Below are 16773 nucleotides of genomic sequence, written 5' to 3'. Positions count from 1 at the left end.
CGCTAGCGCAGCGCCGGAGCCCACCAAATCATGAACAGTGTCACCCATCCATCCGGTCTGTTCTGTTACCAATCCATCCGCTGGACAGTCCCGGAAGACGATGCTTCGATTACGGCTTCGGCGGGTGAATGAACGCCCACGGGCTGACTTCGGAGTCCCGCGTCACCTCGACCGAGATCAGATACGGTCCGCTGTGGCTAAGCGCCTTCTCCATCGCCGCCTTGAACTGATCGGGCGCAGTGACGCGCGCGGCGGCAACGCCGAAGGATTCCGCGAGCTTGACGAAGTCGGGATTGACCAGATCGGCTGCCACCACGCGGCCGTCGAAACGTTCGCGCTGGTCGCGGCGGACATTGCCGTAGGCGTTGTTGTTGAACACCAGCGTCACCACGCCGATATTGAATTGCACGGCGGTGGCAAGCTCCTGCACGCCGAACATGAAGCCGCCGTCGCCGGTGATCGCCACCACCGGCCTGTCGGGATTGGCGACCTTGGCGCCGAGCGCAGTCGGGAAGCCCGAGCCGAGCGTTCCCTGATAGCCTGAGGTGATGAAGGTGCGCGGCTCGTAGATCGGAAAGCCGTACCAGGAGGCAAAGCCGAACTGCGAGAGTTCGTCGGTGACGATCGCATTCGCTGGCAGCACCTCGCGCAGGATGCTCAGATACGCCATCTGCGGCTGGATGCGCTGGATCTCCGCCAGCGCGGTTGCACTGGCCTCGCGGATCGCGGCGCGGCGGCCGGCGGTCTTGCTGTAGCCCGCCTTGCTGACGGCGGCAGTGAGATCGGCGGTCGCGGTCTTGGCGTCGGCGACGATGGCGGTATCAGAGATGAAGCGCCGCATCTCGACAGGATCGATGTCGATGCGGATGCTCTTCAGCCCGTCGGGACGATAGGGCCAGCGTGACATGGTCGGCAGCTCCAGCCGCGAGCCGATGCCGATCATCAGATCCGTCTTCGGCCACAGCTTGTAGGCGGCGGCCATGGTGAGGCCAAGCTCGTGCGCATTGGAGACGATGCCGCGGCCGCTGCGGAAGGCGACCACAGGCGCGTCGATCATCTCGGCGAGCTCGAGAATCTCCTTGCGTGCCTCGATCGCGCCGCTGCCGACGAAGATCATCGGCGCCTTGCTGCTCTTGATGAGTGCTGCGGCCTGCCTGATCATGTCAGGGTCGGGCAGCGGCGCGGGCAGCGGCTCCAGCACCTGCGCGGCGGCCGTGTCGGCGCGCTGGGTAAAAATGTCCCAGGGCATCTCGACCGACGCCGGACCGCGCCGTCCCGATGTCATCTCCTGGAACGCACGCGCCACGGTCGTCGGCGCATTGCCGGGATGCTCGATGCGGTCCGCCCACTTCACATAGGTGCGCAAGGTGGCGAGCTGGTCCGGCATCTCGTGCAGATGACCACGGCCCTTGCCGAGAAACTGCGTCGGCACCTGGCCCGTCACGCACAGCACCGGCTCGTTGCAGCCGTAAGCGGTGAGCAGCGCCGCGCTGGCATTGAGCACGCCGGGGCCGGGCACCACGCTGAACACGCCGGGTCTGCCGCTGGAGCGGGCATAGCCGAACGCCATGTACCCGCAGGCCTGCTCGTGCCGCGCGCCGATCACCTTGAGCTGGGCCTGGTGGAAGGCGTCGAACAGGCCATAGACCTGCGCGCCGGGCAGGCCGAACACGGTGTCGACGCCGTGGGCGACGAGCCCGCTTACGATCGCTTCGCCGCCGGTGAGGGTGGTCATTGCATCATTCCATTCGTGATGTTGTTCAGGCTTCGTCGACGACGCCGTTGCGCAAGGATCCGATGCCCTCGGCCGCGACCTCGATGACATCGCCGGGCTTCAAATAGCGCGGCGGATCGAACCGAGCACCGGCGCCGGTCGGCGTGCCCGTGACGATGATGTCGCCGGGGACCAGCGTCGCGAAAGTCGAGATATAGCTGATGAGATAGCGGAACGGAAACATCAGCCGGCTGGTACGGTCGTCCTGCCGCAGCTCGCCGTTGACATGCGTGGTGAGGCGAATGTCAGCGATTTGCGCTTCCCTGGTGTAGGGCACGAGCCAAGGCCCGAGGCTGCCGCTGGAATCGAAGTTCTTGCCCTGCGTGACGTTGAATTTGGCGTGGCGCAGCCAGTCGCGCACCGAGCCTTCGTTGCAGAGCGTGAGGGCTGCGATGTGATCGAGCGCGGCGTCTTCCGCAATGTGCCGGCCGGGCTTGCCGATCACCAGCACGATCTCGCCCTCGTAATCGAGCTGCGCGGATGCGCGCGGGCGCACCAGCGGCGTGTCGTGGCCGACGAAGGAGCGGGGCGAGCGCATGAACATGCTCGGATATTTCGGCGCGTCCTGGCCGTCCTTGTACTCAGCATTGCGGTCGGGATAGTTGACGCCGATGCAGATGATCTTTTCCGGCGCAGGCACCGGCGGCAGCCAGATGACGTCACCAAGCGCGTGATCGGGCGTAAGGCTGGCGGCCGCTTCGGCAAGGCCCGCGAGCTTTCCTGCCGCAATCACCTCGCGCAGCGTCGGATAGTCCTTGGCGTGGCGCGGGGAGAGATCGACGATGCCGCCCTCCAGGACGGCGCCGTACCGGGTTGCACCCTTGACGGAATAGGTGGCGAGGCGAGGGAGCTTCATCGCTTAATCCGCCACCAGCACGTCGGCCACGAACTTTGGCTCACGCACGGCTTGGCCTGAGAACGACGAGCCTTGCTCGAACCAGGAGCGTGGCGCCGGCGCGCCCCACAGGGTCTGGCGGCGCGGATCGCGCAGCGACCAGCGCAGCGGCTCGTGGTCGTGATCGCCCGTAAAGTAGTCGCTGGTGTAGAGCTCGAGGCGGTGTCCATCAGGATCGCGAACGTAGAGGAAGAACGCATTCGAGATGCCGTGGCGCCCCGGTCCGCGCTCGATATTCTTCACGAAACCTGCGGAAGCCATGACGTCGCAGAGATGGATGATGTTCATCGCCGTCGGCGTCCAATAGGCGAAATGGTGCAGCCGCGGGCCCTTGCCGTTGGTGATCGCGAAATCGTGGACGTTGCCCTTGCGATGCATCCAGGCCGCTGCGATACGACCGTTCGGTCCGTCCTCTTCGGCATATTCGGTGAGGCGGAAGCCCAGCCGCGCATAGAAGTCGACCGTGTCCTGCACCTCGGCGGCGAAGACGTTGAAATGATCGAGCCGCTGCGGATGGCATCCCCTGTAGAGGTCGTAGCGGCGGAGCAGATGCGGTCTGCGGTCCATCGACGCATAGAGCTCGATCTGGAAGCCGAAGGGGTCGGTGAACTGCAGCGTGCGGCCCTGGAACGGCTGGTCGCCGAAGGCGTAGCCAAGACCGTTCTCGGAAAGAAACTTTGCGGCCTTGTCGAGGTCGCCGTCATTGCCGACCTTGAAGCCGAGCCTGTTACAGGCGGGCACGGCTGCCTTGCGCAGCACCAGCGAGTGATGCTGATGCTCCTCGGCGGCGCGAAGGTAAACGCATTTGTCGTCGGCATCCTCGACATGCAGGCCGACGACGGTCTCGTAGAACGCCCGGCTCAGCTTCAGATCGATCACGTCGAGCACGACGTGGCTGGAGCGGATGATGTTGAACGGCGGCTCGAAGATATGTTGCGGTACGGGCATTGCGTTTCCCCTCTCGGCCCTTGTCATTCCGGGGCGCGCGGAGCGCGAGCCCGGAATCCATTCTTCCACTAACTCTGCTGCGCGATGGATTCCGGGTTCGGCTCTTCGAGCCGCCCCGGAATGACAGTCAAATTCCCAGTTTCTGAATCTTGTGCGTGCCCCGCGCCAGCGAGACATGCTTGGTTTCCATGTAGAAGTCGAACGAATAGTCGCCACCGTCGCGGCCGATGCCGGAGGCCTTCATGCCGCCGAACGGGGTCGGCAGATGGCGGACGTTCTCCGAGTTCAACCAGATCATGCCGGCCTCCAGCGCGTCGGCAACGCGCAAGCTCCGGCCGACATCGTTGGTCCAGACATAGCCGGTGAGGCCATAGCGGATGTCGTTTGCGATCTCGATCGCGTCCGCTTCGTCCTTGAAGGGCAGCACGGTGAGGAAGGGGCCGAACACCTCTTCCTGCGCCACGCGCATCTTGCCGCTCGCGCCGGTCACTAGAGTGGGCTCGACATAATGTCCGCCGCCCGGGCCGTCATAAGCCTTGCCGCCGACCGCGATCGTGGCGCCGTCCTGGCGCGCCACGTCGAAATAGGAGCAGACTTTTGCGAGGTGCCGCTCGTGGATCAGCGGCCCGATTTCGGTCGCGGGATCGAGGGGGTGGCCGACCTTCAGCGCCCTCACGCGTGCGGTCAGCCGTTCGATGAACTTGTCCGCGATGCTTTGCTGGATCAGCAGGCGGCTCGATGACGTGCAGCGCTCGCCGTTGAGCGAGTAGATCATGAACACGACGGCATCGAGCGCGCGGTCGAGATCGGCGTCGTCGAACACGATCACGGGGTTCTTGCCGCCGAGCTCGAAATGCACGCGCTTCAAGGTCGGCGCGCCCTGAATCATGATCGCCGATCCCGTCGCGCTTTCGCCGACGAAGCCGATCGCCTTGATGGCGGGATGTTCTGTCAAAGCCTTGCCGGCCTCTTCGCCAAAACCGTGCACGGTGTTGAACACGCCATCGGGTACGCCGGCTTCCTTGACGAGCCTGGCTAGAATGGATGCCGTCACCGGCGACCACTCGGCCGGCTTGTGCACGACGGTGCAGCCCGCCGCCAGCGCAGGGGCGATCTTCCACGTCGAGAGCATGAATGGCGTGTTCCACGGCGTAATCACGCCGACCGGGCCGATCGGCACGCGGGTGGAGATATTCCAGTGCTCGTCGCTCGGCGTGTTCTGGCCGTCGCGCGCCTCGGCGCATTTGTCGGCGAAGAACCGGAAGTTTTCCGCGGCGCGAATCGCGGCCTTGGCCATGAAGCGATAGGCCTGGCCGGTGTCGATGCATTCGAGCACGGCGATGTCTTCAGCATTGTCCTCGATCGCGTCTGCAACGCGATGCAGCAGCTTCTTCCGCGTGACGGGGCCCATGTCGCGCCATGATTTGAAGGCCAGCGCAGCAGCCGTTGCTGCGGCGTCGATGTCCTCGGCATTGCCGCTGGCGACGCTCGCGAGCGTTGCGCCATCGACCGGCGACTTTGTCTCAAAGGTCCGGCCCGAGATCGACGGGACAATCTTGCCGTCGATCATGTGGCCGATGCCGTCCGCCTGTAGCCCTTTAAGCAGGGGTGCTGCGCGGTCGCGGTTGGCCTGGAATACATCGGCTTTCGGCGTGGGCTTATCCATGGGCGGCCACCACTTTCAATGCGTCGTGGATGTTGTTGCGCTTCCAGCTGGTGTCCTTGTCGTTGATCTGCATGTCGAACGACAAGGCGAACTTGCTGGCGGCAAAAACGGGATCGAGATGTTTCGAGAGCGCCTCAAAGACATGCTCGCCGGCCTTCTGCCGCGTGGCGAGATCGCGGCCTTCACCGATGCGCAGCACCATGTCGAGAAAGCCGTAATCGTGCCTGTTATCGGCGACCGCATAGTGCTCGCAGCGGATGGCACGAACGCGGATGCCGCCGAGCGGGAAGATGCCGGTTTCGACCGCCGCCTTGCGCACGATCTCGCAGACGGCGCCGATGTCGACACGGTGATCGAGATTGGCCGAATATTCGATCGTGAAATGCGGCATGGCGGTTTCACTCCCTGGGTCGTCTAATTGCCTTAGGCGAAGTAGCAGCTGACCGAGCCGTAGGCGCCATAATCGGCTTGAATTGTGTCGCCCTTACGGGTCTCGATCGGACGGATGAAGGAGCCGGCGAGCACGATTTGGCCGGGCTCGAGCGCGAGCCCAAGCGGCGCGATCTTGTTCGCAAGCCACGCAACTGCAGTCGCGGGGTGATTGAGCACGCCGGCGGCGAGGCCGGTTTCTTCGAGCTGGCCGTTCTTGAAGCAAAGCGCGCCGATCCAGCGCAAATCGGCATCGAGCGGACGGATCGGCCGGCCGCCGAGCACGATGCCGGCATTCGCCGCGTTGTCGGCGATGGTATCGTAGATTTTTCGCGTGGCTTTCGTCTTGGGATCGACGCGCTCGATCCGCGTGTCCAGAATCTCCAGCGCCGGAACCACGAAGTCGGTGGCATTGAGCACGTCGAACATCGTGCAGTTGGGACCTTCGAGCCGCTTGCTCATGACGAAGGCGAGCTCGGCCTCGACGCGGGTTGCGATGAAGCGCTCGGTCGGGACCATGCCGCCATCGGCGAAGAACATGTCGTCGAGCAGCACGCCCGAATCCGGCTCGTCGATATTGAGCGCGCTCTGCATCGCCTTCGAGGTCAGGCCGATCTTGTGGCCTTTGACGCGGCGACCCTCGGCGATCTTGATGTCGACCCAGGCCTTCTGAATCGCGTAGGCATGGGCGATGGTGATATCGGGGAAGTCCTGCGAGAGCTGCCGGATCTGCACGCGCGTCTTCTCCGCCTGATGCAGACGGTTCGCGCAAGCTTGGATATCGTCTTTGGAAAGCGCCATCGGTGATCGACCAAAATCGTGGTGCCCGGAGATACTTAACATGTTAAGTGAATGCGTCAATCACAATTCGGGCTTGCTGCACTGCAAACGTTTTGCAGTCTGAAAGGGCGTCATGACGAAGAGACCGGCTGATTCCGAGAACGCAAGCGCGCCTGCCGCGCGGCAGGTGCCGATGCGCGATTTCTCGCGATCGTTGCCGATGTTGCTGTTGCGGGCACGCGAGGCGGTGATGCGGCAATTTCGCCCATCGCTGCGCGAGCACGGCCTGACCGAGCAGCAATGGCGCATCCTGCGTGCGCTCGCGTCCATCGAGGCCGCCGAGGTCACGGAACTCGCGCGCACCGCGTTTCTCCTTGGGCCGAGCCTGTCACGCATCCTGCGCGATCTCGAGGCGCGCAACCTGATCGAGCGCAAGACCGCGAAGGCGGACCAGCGCCGCAGCATGGTCTCGATCTCCAGGGACGGCGTGAAGCTGATGGCCTCCGTGGCGCCGTCCTCGGAAGCGATCTATGCCGAGATCACGCAGCGCTTCGGCGCGCGCAAGCTCGCGGAGTTGCAGGAGATGCTGGGCGAGCTCGAGCGCAGTCTTGCCGCACCTGGCGCCGCGGACGAGACAACAGCCGAGGAGTGAGACCAGATATGCGCGCCCGCGCAGCGAGAACCATGGACATCCGCGCGTTTTTTCGCTCAAAGTGCCGCGAGACGCACAAAGGCGAGGCGATCCAGAGCGTCAGAATAGAGAAGTTCCGGAGTGCTTCGCTTGAGCTTCGGCGAACAGGTCGCCGGCACGACGGCGAGCGAGAACAACTGAGAAGGAAGGCAACGTGGCGAACAAGGTCAAGGAAATCTGGAAGTCGGGCAAGGCCGTGGTCAATGCGTGGCTGGCTATTCCCTCCGGCTTCTCCGCTGAGATGATCGCGCAATGCGGCTTCGACAGCGTCACCGTCGACATCCAGCACGGCGTGCAGGATTATCAGTCGATGGTGCAGTGCTTCCAGGCCATGGACAAGCATCCGGTCACCCCGATGGTCCGCGTGCCCTGGAACGAGCCCGGCATCATCGGCAAGGTGCTCGACGGCGGCGCCTATGGCGTGATCTGCCCGATGGTCAACACGGCGCAGGAGGCCAGGAACCTCGTGTCCTATTCGAAATATCCGCCGAAGGGCGTCCGCTCGAACGGCCCGATCCGCGCCGGCATGTACGGCACCGCGGGTTCCTACCAGAAGACGGCCAACGACGACATCGTGCTGCTGCCGATGATGGAGACCAAGACCGCAGTCGAGAACATGGAAGCGATCTTCGACGTCGAGGGCATCGACGGCGTCTATATCGGCCCGTCCGACCTCGGCTTCTCCTACGGCCTCGAGCCGAAGCTCGACCGCAGCGAGCCCGAGATCCTCGCGATCTACGACAAGATCATCAAGGAGTGCGCCAAGCGCGGCCTCAACGCGGGCATCCATTGCAGCGGCGCCGAGGGTGCTGCGCGCGCCATCAACATGGGCTTCAAGCTGGTGACCCTCTCGAACGAGGTCGGCCTGATGACGACCTTTGCCAAGATGCAGGTGAATGCGACCCGCAAGGATTCCGGCGGCAAGGCTTGATGACTCTCTGTGTCCCCGGACGCGGTGCGGCACGCAGTGCCGCTCCGCAGAGCCGGGACCCAGAAGCCAACCTCACGCATGGGCCCCGGCTTAGCAGCGCACCGCTTTCGCGCTGCGCAGCATCCGGGGCACGATAGTTTCGATACAGGAGATACCCATGACCATCAGCCCCGTCATCCGCCTGCATCCCGCTGATGGCGTGCTGATCGCGCGCGCGAGCCTGCCGCCGGGGACACTGGTGGCTGACGGCGTGACCACGGTCGAGCGCATTCCCTCCGGCCACAAGGTCGCGATCAAGCCGATCGCAGTGGGCGAGCCTGTCATCCGCTACGGTCAGATCATCGGCTTTGCGACCATTCCGATCGCGCCGGGCCAGCACGTGCACGTGCAGAACATCGGCATGGGCGATTTCGCCAAGGACTATGCCTATTGCGCCGACGTCAAGCCGACGCCGAATTTCGACCTGCCGGCGACCTTCGAGGGCATCCGCCGCCCGGACGGCCGCGTCGCCACGCGCAACTATATCGGCATCCTCACCTCGGTGAATTGCAGCGCGCATGTCGCGGGTCTCGTTGCCGACGTCTTCAAGAAGAATCCCTTCACCGGCGACAATCCGCTGGCCGATTTCCCCAATGTCGACGGCGTCGTCGCGCTGACGCACAAGACCGGCTGCGGCATGACGCAGAACGAGCCGCTGGCGCTGCTCCGCCGCACGCTCGGCGGCTATGCGCGGCACGTTAATTTCTCCCACGTCATCGTGCTTGGCCTCGGTTGCGAGGTGAACCAGATCGGCGGGCTCATGGAGGAGCAGAAGCTCGCCGGCCGCCTGCGCGCGATGGACATCCAGGAGGTCGGCGGCACCCGCAAGACGGTGGAGGCCGGCATCGCCTTCGTGCGCGAGGCTCTTGCGGATTCCAATAAGGTCAAGCGCGAGTCCGTGCCGGTGAGTGAATTGACCGTGGCGCTGCAATGCGGCGGCTCGGACGGCTATTCCGGCGTATCGGCCAATCCGGCGCTGGGTGCGGCGAGCGACCTCATCGTCCGTCACGGCGGCACCGTGATCCTGTCGGAGACGCCGGAGACCTACGGCGCCGAGCATCTGCTCACGCGCCGCGCGGTCAGCCGCGAGGTCGGCGAGAAGCTGGTCGATCTGATGCGCTGGTGGGACGAATACACCGAGCGCGAAGGCGCCGAGATGAACGCCAATCCAAGCCCCGGCAACAAGGCCGGCGGCCTCACCACGATTCTGGAAAAGTCGCTCGGCGCGATGGCGAAGGCCGGGACCACCAATCTGGTCGACGTGCTGCGTTACGCCGAGCCGGTGACCAAGCGCGGCTTCGTGTTCATGGACACGCCCGGCTACGATCCGGTCGCCGCCACCGGCCAGGTCGCCGGCGGCGCCAACCTCGTCTGCTTCACCACCGGCCGCGGCAGCGTGTTCGGCTGCAAGCCCGCGCCCTCGATCAAGCTCGCCACCAACACGCCCATGTACAAGCGCATGGAAGAGGACATGGACGTCAATTGTGGCACCATCCTCGAAGGCGAGGAGAGCGTGCAGGAGTGCGGTCAGCGTATCTTCGATCTCATCCTCAAGACCGCATCCGGCCAGCCGACCAAGAGCGAAAGCTTTGATTTCGGCGGTGCCGAATTCGCGCCCTGGGTGCTGGGCGCGACGATGTGAGATCTGCTGCCGTCATTCCGGGGCGATGCGAAGCATCGAACCCGGAATCTCGAGATTCCGGGTCTGGTCCTTCGGACCATCCCGGAATGACGGCATGTAAAATCTACCGCTTCTGCAATGGGCACGGTCTGCCCGTTGTTAATGCTTGATCGAGGTCACCAGCGGTGTTCTGCTCAAAAAAGCTGCTGGAGCACCGCACCCCGTGTCGATCTACGTCGCATTACACCACGTCACGCACTACAAATACGACCGCCCGATCGATCTGGGACCGCAGACCATCCGTCTGCGGCCGGCGCCGCACACGCGCACGCCGATCCTGAGCTATTCGCTCAAGGTCACGCCGGCCAATCACTTCGTGAACTGGCAGCAGGATCCGCTAGGTAACTGGATCGCCCGTTACGTCTTCCCGGAGAAAACGACCGAGCTGAAGATCGAAGTCGATTTCACGGCACAGATGACCACGGTCAATCCATTCGACTTCTTCGTCGAACCTTACGCCGACAGCTTTCCGTTCGAATACCCGAAAGACCTCAAGGCCGAGCTTGCGCCGTATCTCGAGATCATCAAGCCCGATCCCGCATTCGCAAAATATCTCGCCTCGATCCCGCGCGAGGCCCCGAATACCGTCAATTTCCTGGTCGATCTGAACAGGGAACTGCAACAGAAGATCAACTACGTCATTCGCATGGAGCCCGGCGTGCAGACGCCGGAGGAGACGCTCACATCCTGCGCCGGCTCCTGCCGCGACTCCGCCTGGCTGTTGATCCAGACCTTCCGCCATCTTGGCCTCGCCGCGCGCTTCGTGTCCGGCTATCTCATCCAGATCCGCCCCGACATCGATCCGATCGAGGGGCCGCCGGAGGTGGAGAACGACTTCACCGATCTGCACGCCTGGGCCGAGGTCTATCTGCCGGGCGCGGGCTGGATCGGGTTTGATGGGACCTCGGGCATGCTCGCGGGCGAGGGGCACATCCCAGTTGCCGCCACGCCGCATTATCGTTCGGCCGCGCCGATCTCCGGTGGCGCGGGCTTTGCCGAGGTCGAATTCGCCTTCGACATGAGCGTCCGCCGCATCCGCGAGGCGCCGCGCATCACAAAGCCGTTCTCCGATGACTCCTGGACGCGGCTCAACGATCTCGGCGAGCAGGTCGACGGCGATCTCGCTGCGCAGGACGTGCGGCTCACCATGGGCGGCGAGCCGACCTTCGTCTCGGTCGACGATCTCGAAGCGGCGGAGTGGAATACGGAAGCGGTCGGCCCGACCAAGCGCGCGCTCGGCGACGATCTGATCCGCCGTCTGCGCAATCGATTCGCGCCGGGCGGCCTGCTGCATTACGGCCAGGGCAAATGGTATCCCGGCGAAAGCCTGCCGCGCTGGGCCTTTGGCCTGTACTGGCGCAAGGACGGCGTGCCGATCTGGAAGAATGGCGACCTCATCGCCAGGATCGAGAAGCCCAAGCTCGCCGTGACCGAGGACGCCGAAGACTTCATGGAGGGCACGGCGGCACGGCTCGGGCTCGATCCCGGCTATGTCATTCCGGCCTATGAGGACACCGTCTACTGGCTTCAGAAGGAGGCCGATCTTCCCGTCAACGTCGATCCGTCCGACTCCAAATTGTCCAATCCGGAGGAACGCGCGCGCATGGCGCGGGTGTTCGATGAGGGCCTCCGCAAGCCACGCGGTTTCGTGCTGCCGGTGCAGCGCTGGAACGCGCCGCCACGCTGGCGCAGCGAGCGCTGGCAGCTCCGGCGCAATCATCTGTTCCTGATGCCGGGCGATTCGCCGCTCGGCCTGCGCCTGCCGATCGGTTCGCTCGGCTACGTCCCGCCCAGTGAATATCCCTACATCGTCGAGCAGGACCCGCTGGAGGCGCGCGGCAAGCTGCCGGTGTTCACGCTCCCGGAGCGCCCGACAGCGTCGCCGCGGGTCGCGCCCGAGAAGCTCAATACGTCCGTCCCCGTCCGCACGGCACTGTCGATCGAGGTCCGCGACGGCGTGATCTGCGCCTTCATGCCGCCGGTGGAGCGTATCGAGGATTATCTCGAGATGATCGCGGCGGTCGAAGCCACCGCCGAGGAGATGCAGCTCCAGGTCCATGTCGAGGGCTATGCGCCGCCGTTCGATCCGCGCATCGAGGTCATCAAGGTGACGCCTGACCCCGGCGTCATCGAGGTCAACGTTCAGCCCGCAAAGAATTGGCGCGAGGCGGTCGACATCACCGTCGGGCTCTATGAGGATGCCGGCAAGATACGCCTCGGCGCCAACCGCTTCCTGGTCGATGGCCGCCACACCGGCACCGGCGGCGGCAACCACGTCGTGGTCGGCGGCTCCAGTCCGCAGGATTCGCCGTTCCTGCGCCGCCCCGATCTCTTGAAGAGCCTGGTGCTGTACTGGCAGCGGCATCCGTCGCTGTCCTATTTCTTCTCCGGCCTGTTCATCGGCCCGACCAGCCAGGCGCCGCGCATCGACGAGGCCCGTCACGACAGCATCTACGAGCTCGAGATCGCACTCTCGCACGTGCCGCCGCCGGGCTATCAGACGCCGCTGTGGCTGGTTGACCGGCTGTTCCGGCATCTGCTGGTCGACATCACCGGCAACACCCACCGCGCCGAGATCTGCATCGACAAGCTCTATTCGCCGGATAGCCCCACCGGCCGGCTCGGCCTGGTCGAATTCCGCGCGCTCGAAATGCCGCCGGATCCGCGGATGTCGCTGGCGCAGCAGCTCCTGATCAGGGCGCTGATCGCAAAATTCTGGCGCGAGCCGCAACAAGGCAAGTTCGTGCGCTGGGGCACCGCGCTGCATGACCGCTTCATGCTGCCGCATTTCATCTGGGAAGATTTTCAGGACGTGCTCTCCGAGCTCAAGAGCTCGGGCTATCCGTTCGAGCCGGAATGGTATCTGGCCCAGCTCGAATTCCGCTTCCCCGCCTTCGGCCGCATCCATCATGGCGGCGTGACGCTGGAGCTGCGCCAGGCATTGGAGCCTTGGCACGTGCTGGGCGAGGAGGGCTCGGCCGGCGGCACGGTGCGCTATGTCGACTCGTCCGTCGAACGGCTCCAGGTCAAGGCCGACGGCTTCGTCGAGGGCCGCCATGTCGTGACCTGCAACGGCCGCCGCCTGCCGATGACGTCGACCGGACGCTCGGGGGAGGCCGTGGCGGGTGTCCGCTTCAAGGCCTGGCAGCCGGCCTCCGGCCTGCACCCGACCATTCCGGTCCATGCGCCGCTGACGTTTGACCTGATCGATACCTGGAACGGCCGCTCGCTCGGCGGCTGCGTCTATCACGTCGCCCATCCCGGCGGCCGCAGCTACGACACCAAGCCGGTCAACACCTACGAGGCCGAGGCGCGGCGGCTGGCGCGCTTCCAGGACCACGGCCATACGCCGGGCCCCATGCAGCCCCCGCCCGAGGAACGCACAAATGAATTCCCGCTGACCCTCGACTTGCGGACACCGCTCCTGCAATGAGTATGATGGTGGGGCAGGGAGAGGCGCATGGGCGAGGGCGCAGCCGAACAGGACAAGACGGGTAAGGCGCAAGGTCAGCGAGAAGGTCAGCGCCGCCTCGCGCAATGGGTCCGCGACTATCGCCGCCTGCCCGGCATCCCCGACGAGTTTCTGGGGCCCGACGGCGCCCCGCGCGCGGTCTGGAGCCGCTTCTTCGATGCCTTTGGCACGTTGGCGCCCGACGAGGTCGAGCGGCGCTTCGGCATGGCCGACCGCCATCTCCGCGAGGCCGGCGTCACCTACCGCGCCCCCGGCGATAGCGCCGACCGGCCGTGGTCGCTCAGCCATCTGCCGCTGCTGATCGACGAGGCCGACTGGAAGCAGCTCTCCGCCGGCATCACCCAGCGCGCCGAGCTTTTGGAGCTGGTGCTGCGCGACATCTATGGCGAAGGCCGGCTGGTCGCGGAAGGTGCGCTGCCGGCCGGCGCGATTGCCGGCAGTCCCGAATACCTCCGTCCCGTCTGCGGCGTGCCGCCGCCGGGCGGACGCTACCTCTCGCTCTATGCTGCCGATGTCGGCCGTGGGCCCGACGGCCGCTGGTGGGTGCTGGGCGACCGCACGCAGGCGCCGTCAGGCGCGGGCTATGCGCTGGAGAACCGCCTGGTGCTGTCGCGCGCCTTCTCCGATCTCTACAAGTCGATGAATGTGCCGCGCGTCGCGCCGTTCTTCGAGGCGTTTCGCGATAGCCTTCGCGCGCGGGCCGATCGTGACGAGCCGCGGATCGGCGTGCTCTCGCCCGGCAGTTTCAGCGAAACCTATTTCGAGCACGCGACGCTGGCGCGCTATCTCGGCTTCCTCTTGGTCGAGGGCGACGATCTCGCCGTCAGTGACAATCGCATCCACATTCGCACCGTCGCGGGGCTGAAGCGGCTCGACGTATTGCTCCGCCGTGTCGATTCCAACTCGCTCGATCCGCTCGAGCTCGATGCCTCCTCGCATCTCGGCGTGCCCGGCCTGATCGATGTGCTGCGCAAGGACGGCATCGTCGTTGCCAACATGCCGGGCTCCGGTGTGCTGGAGGCGAGGGCGCTGCTCGGCTTCCTGCCGGCCTTGAGCCGCCGTTTGCTCGGCGAAGAGCTGAAGATGCCGCACATCGCGACCTGGTGGTGCGGCCAGCGCTCGGCGCGCGACGAGGTGCTGTCGCGGCTCGACGAGGTCGCGATCGAAGGCGCCTACCGGCGCGGCGTGCCCGGCTTCGACAGCAACGGCCCGGTGCTGGCGAGCGGGCTCGATGCTGCCGGCCGTCAGCGGCTGGTCGACGCTATCGGCGCCCGCGGCATGGATTATGTCGGCCAGGAGGTGGTGCGCTTGTCCACCATGCCGGTGTGGGAGCAGGGGCAGATCATGCCGCGCCCCTTCGTGCTGCGCGTGTTTGCTGCGGCAACGCCCGACGGCTGGGCCATCATGCCCGGCGGGTTCTGCCGGATCGCCGAGCAGGCCGATGCGCGCGCGGTGTCGATGGGAGACGGCGCGCGTGCCGCCGACGTCTGGGTGGTGTCGGACAAGAAGGTCTCGACCGCGTCGCTGCTGCCAGCGACAGACAAGGTCCGGATTCGCCGGATCGCCGGCGTGCTGCCGAGCCGCGCTGCCGACAATCTGTTCTGGCTCGGCCGCTATCTCGAACGCGCCGAAGCGACGCTGCGGCTGGTGCGCGCGCTGGGCTCGCCGAGCGGACCCAACAAGGGCACCGCGGCCTCGCTGCAATCGGCCGAACGGATCCAGCGCCTGCTGGTGACCTGGGGTGCGATCTCGCAGACCTCGCGCACGGCACCGGGGCGCATCGTCGCCGAAGCCTTGCAGAGCGAGGCGCGTTTCGGCTCGGCGCTGTCGCTGGTGCGCGCGGCGCAGCGCACCGCAACCTCCTTGCGCGAGCGGCTGTCGCCCGATGCCTGGCAGGTCATCACCGAGATGGCCGATCGGCTCTCCTACGAGGTCGAGGACGACGACAGCGTGTTGAGTGCGGCCGAGCTGACCTTGCAGGAGCTTGCGAGCTTCGCAGGCCTCGCGCAGGAGAACATGAACCGCGCCGCCGGCTGGCGCTTCCTCGATATTGGCCGCCGCACCGAGCGCGCCATCAACACCGCGCGTTTTGCCCGACAGTTTGCCTATGACGAGGCTGGCGACGAGGACCTCGACATCCTGCTGACGCTGGTGGATTCCCAGATCACCTACCGCTCGCGCTATCTGCTGGCGCCGATCCTGGCGCCGGTGCGCGATCTCGCCGTGCTCGATCCCTACAATCCGCGGTCGGTGGCGTTCCAGGTGACGACGCTGAACGAGCATATCGCGGCACTGCCGAGCCTGAAGGAGCATGGCCTGATCGAGCAGCCGCAGCGGCTTGCGGTGGCGGTGCAGTCCATGCTGGCGACTGCCGAAGCCGAGAAGCTCGAGGTCAAGACCCTGTTCGCGCTGGAGCAGGATTTGCTCAGCCTCGCCGAAGCGATCGGGCTGCATTACTTCCCGCACGGCACCAATGCGAGCCGGCCGGAAAAGCTGACGGGGCTGGCGTGATCTACGACATCCGGCACGTCACGACCTACGAGTACGAGAGCCCGGTCAGCTTCGCCCGCTGCACGCTGCGGCTTGAGCCGAGGGACGGCAACGGCCAGGAGCTGATCTCGCACAAGATCGAGATCCGTCCGCGCCCGTCCGAGCGCCACGTCCGCCGCGATTTCTTCGGCACGCTGACCGAGAGCATCGTGATCGAGGCCGCGCATCGCAATTTACGCATCGACTCGCGCTCGCGCGTCTCCGTCGCGCGGAAGCCACCGGCGCGCGATGCCGCGAGCCCATCCTGGGAGAGCATCCGCGACATCGCGTTCGAAGCGACAAGCCTCGGGCCGTCCTCGCCGGTCGGTTATGTCTTTGCGAGCCCGCTGGTGCCGGTGCTGCGTCCCGTCAGTGCCTATGCTGCCGAGAGCTTCGTGCCTGAAAAGGGCATCCTCGCGGGTGCGGTCGATCTCATGCATCGCATCCGCACCGGGTTTCGCTATGACCCCAAGGCGACGGCGATCTCGACGCCGCTCGACGAGGTCTTCGACAAGCGCCACGGCGTCTGCCAGGATTTTGCCCATGTGATGATCGCGGGGCTGCGCGGGCTCGGCTTGCCTGCCGCCTATGTCAGCGGCTACTTACGCACCATTCCGCCGGCAGGACAGCCGCGCTTGCAGGGCGCGGATGCCACGCACGCCTGGGTGTCGCTGTGGTGCGGCGCGGAGCTCGGCTGGGTCGATTTCGATCCGACCAACGATCTCCTGGTCGCCAATGACCACATCGTGCTGGCGGTCGGTCGCGACTTCTCCGATGTGTCCCCGGTGGACGGCATCATCGTCGGCTCCCCGAAGCAGAAGCTCGGCGTCGCCGTGGACGTGCAGCTGGTGGACTGATTGCGGTTTTGCCGTCCCGGCGACGCCCGCCAGGGATGTGTCGAGCATTCACCGCAACCGCGATATCGCGGAGCACAACTG

General features: G+C 65.4%; 12 protein-coding genes. 6 read left to right on the top strand and 6 right to left on the bottom strand.

All coding sequences use genetic code 11. The features are described 5' to 3' along the window. Positions 1–109: 109 nt before the first annotated feature. The 6 genes from FXB38_RS17625 to hpaH all read right to left on the bottom strand — a co-directional run bounded on the left by FXB38_RS17625 (position 110) and on the right by hpaH (position 6513). Positions 110–1735, bottom strand: coding sequence for a thiamine pyrophosphate-dependent enzyme (locus tag FXB38_RS17625; RefSeq protein WP_148752127.1), 1626 nt, complete (start codon positions 1733–1735; stop codon positions 110–112). A 25-nt stretch (positions 1736–1760) separates the two neighbouring features. Continuing rightward, a complete protein-coding gene (locus tag FXB38_RS17620) occupies positions 1761–2630 on the bottom strand; it encodes a fumarylacetoacetate hydrolase family protein (RefSeq protein WP_148752126.1) in 870 nt (289 codons plus the stop codon). Positions 2631–2633: 3 nt separating this feature from the next. Beyond that, entirely contained in the window at positions 2634–3617 is a 984-nt protein-coding gene (gene hpaD / locus FXB38_RS17615) for a 3,4-dihydroxyphenylacetate 2,3-dioxygenase (protein WP_148752125.1), read from the bottom strand. Positions 3618–3744: 127 nt separating this feature from the next. Continuing rightward, positions 3745–5283 (bottom strand): 5-carboxymethyl-2-hydroxymuconate semialdehyde dehydrogenase, encoded by a 1539-nt coding sequence (gene hpaE, locus FXB38_RS17610; RefSeq protein WP_148752124.1) that lies wholly within the window; start codon positions 5281–5283, stop codon positions 3745–3747. After that, a complete protein-coding gene (locus FXB38_RS17605; RefSeq protein WP_148752123.1) occupies positions 5276–5674 on the bottom strand; it encodes a 5-carboxymethyl-2-hydroxymuconate Delta-isomerase in 399 nt (132 codons plus the stop codon). Before FXB38_RS17605 ends, hpaE begins: the two co-directional genes overlap by 8 nt. 32 nt (positions 5675–5706) lie before the next feature. Next, positions 5707–6513, bottom strand: a complete 807-nt coding sequence (gene hpaH, locus FXB38_RS17600) for a 2-oxo-hept-4-ene-1,7-dioate hydratase (RefSeq protein ID WP_148752122.1) — start codon at positions 6511–6513, stop codon at positions 5707–5709. Between the two features lie 112 nt (positions 6514–6625). Here hpaH and hpaR point away from each other — a divergent pair, with 112 nt between their 5' ends. From hpaR to FXB38_RS17570, 6 genes are all read left to right on the top strand, one after another. Beyond that, positions 6626–7144 (top strand): homoprotocatechuate degradation operon regulator HpaR, encoded by a 519-nt coding sequence (gene hpaR, locus FXB38_RS17595; RefSeq protein ID WP_148752121.1) that lies wholly within the window; start codon positions 6626–6628, stop codon positions 7142–7144. A gap of 193 nt (positions 7145–7337) precedes the next feature. Further along, a complete protein-coding gene (locus FXB38_RS17590) occupies positions 7338–8114 on the top strand; it encodes an HpcH/HpaI aldolase family protein (RefSeq protein ID WP_148752120.1) in 777 nt (258 codons plus the stop codon). Positions 8115–8271: 157 nt separating this feature from the next. Further along, positions 8272–9795 (top strand): UxaA family hydrolase, encoded by a 1524-nt coding sequence (locus FXB38_RS17585; RefSeq protein WP_148752119.1) that lies wholly within the window; start codon positions 8272–8274, stop codon positions 9793–9795. Positions 9796–9997: 202 nt separating this feature from the next. Further along, entirely contained in the window at positions 9998–13267 is a 3270-nt protein-coding gene (locus FXB38_RS17580) for a transglutaminase family protein (protein ID WP_148752118.1), read from the top strand. Between the two features lie 27 nt (positions 13268–13294). Further along, complete coding sequence (locus tag FXB38_RS17575; protein ID WP_148752117.1) at positions 13295–15817, top strand: circularly permuted type 2 ATP-grasp protein; 2523 nt, start codon at positions 13295–13297, stop codon at positions 15815–15817. After that, complete coding sequence (locus FXB38_RS17570) at positions 15814–16692, top strand: transglutaminase family protein (RefSeq protein ID WP_148752116.1); 879 nt, start codon at positions 15814–15816, stop codon at positions 16690–16692. Before FXB38_RS17575 ends, FXB38_RS17570 begins: the two co-directional genes overlap by 4 nt. The last annotated feature ends 81 nt before the right edge of the window (positions 16693–16773 follow it).

The organism is Bradyrhizobium cytisi, from assembly GCF_008123515.1.
Lineage (GTDB): Bacteria > Pseudomonadota > Alphaproteobacteria > Rhizobiales > Xanthobacteraceae > Bradyrhizobium > Bradyrhizobium cytisi.
The sequence above is the reverse complement of the archived record's forward strand: the minus strand, read 5'-3'. Positions and strand labels throughout refer to the sequence as shown.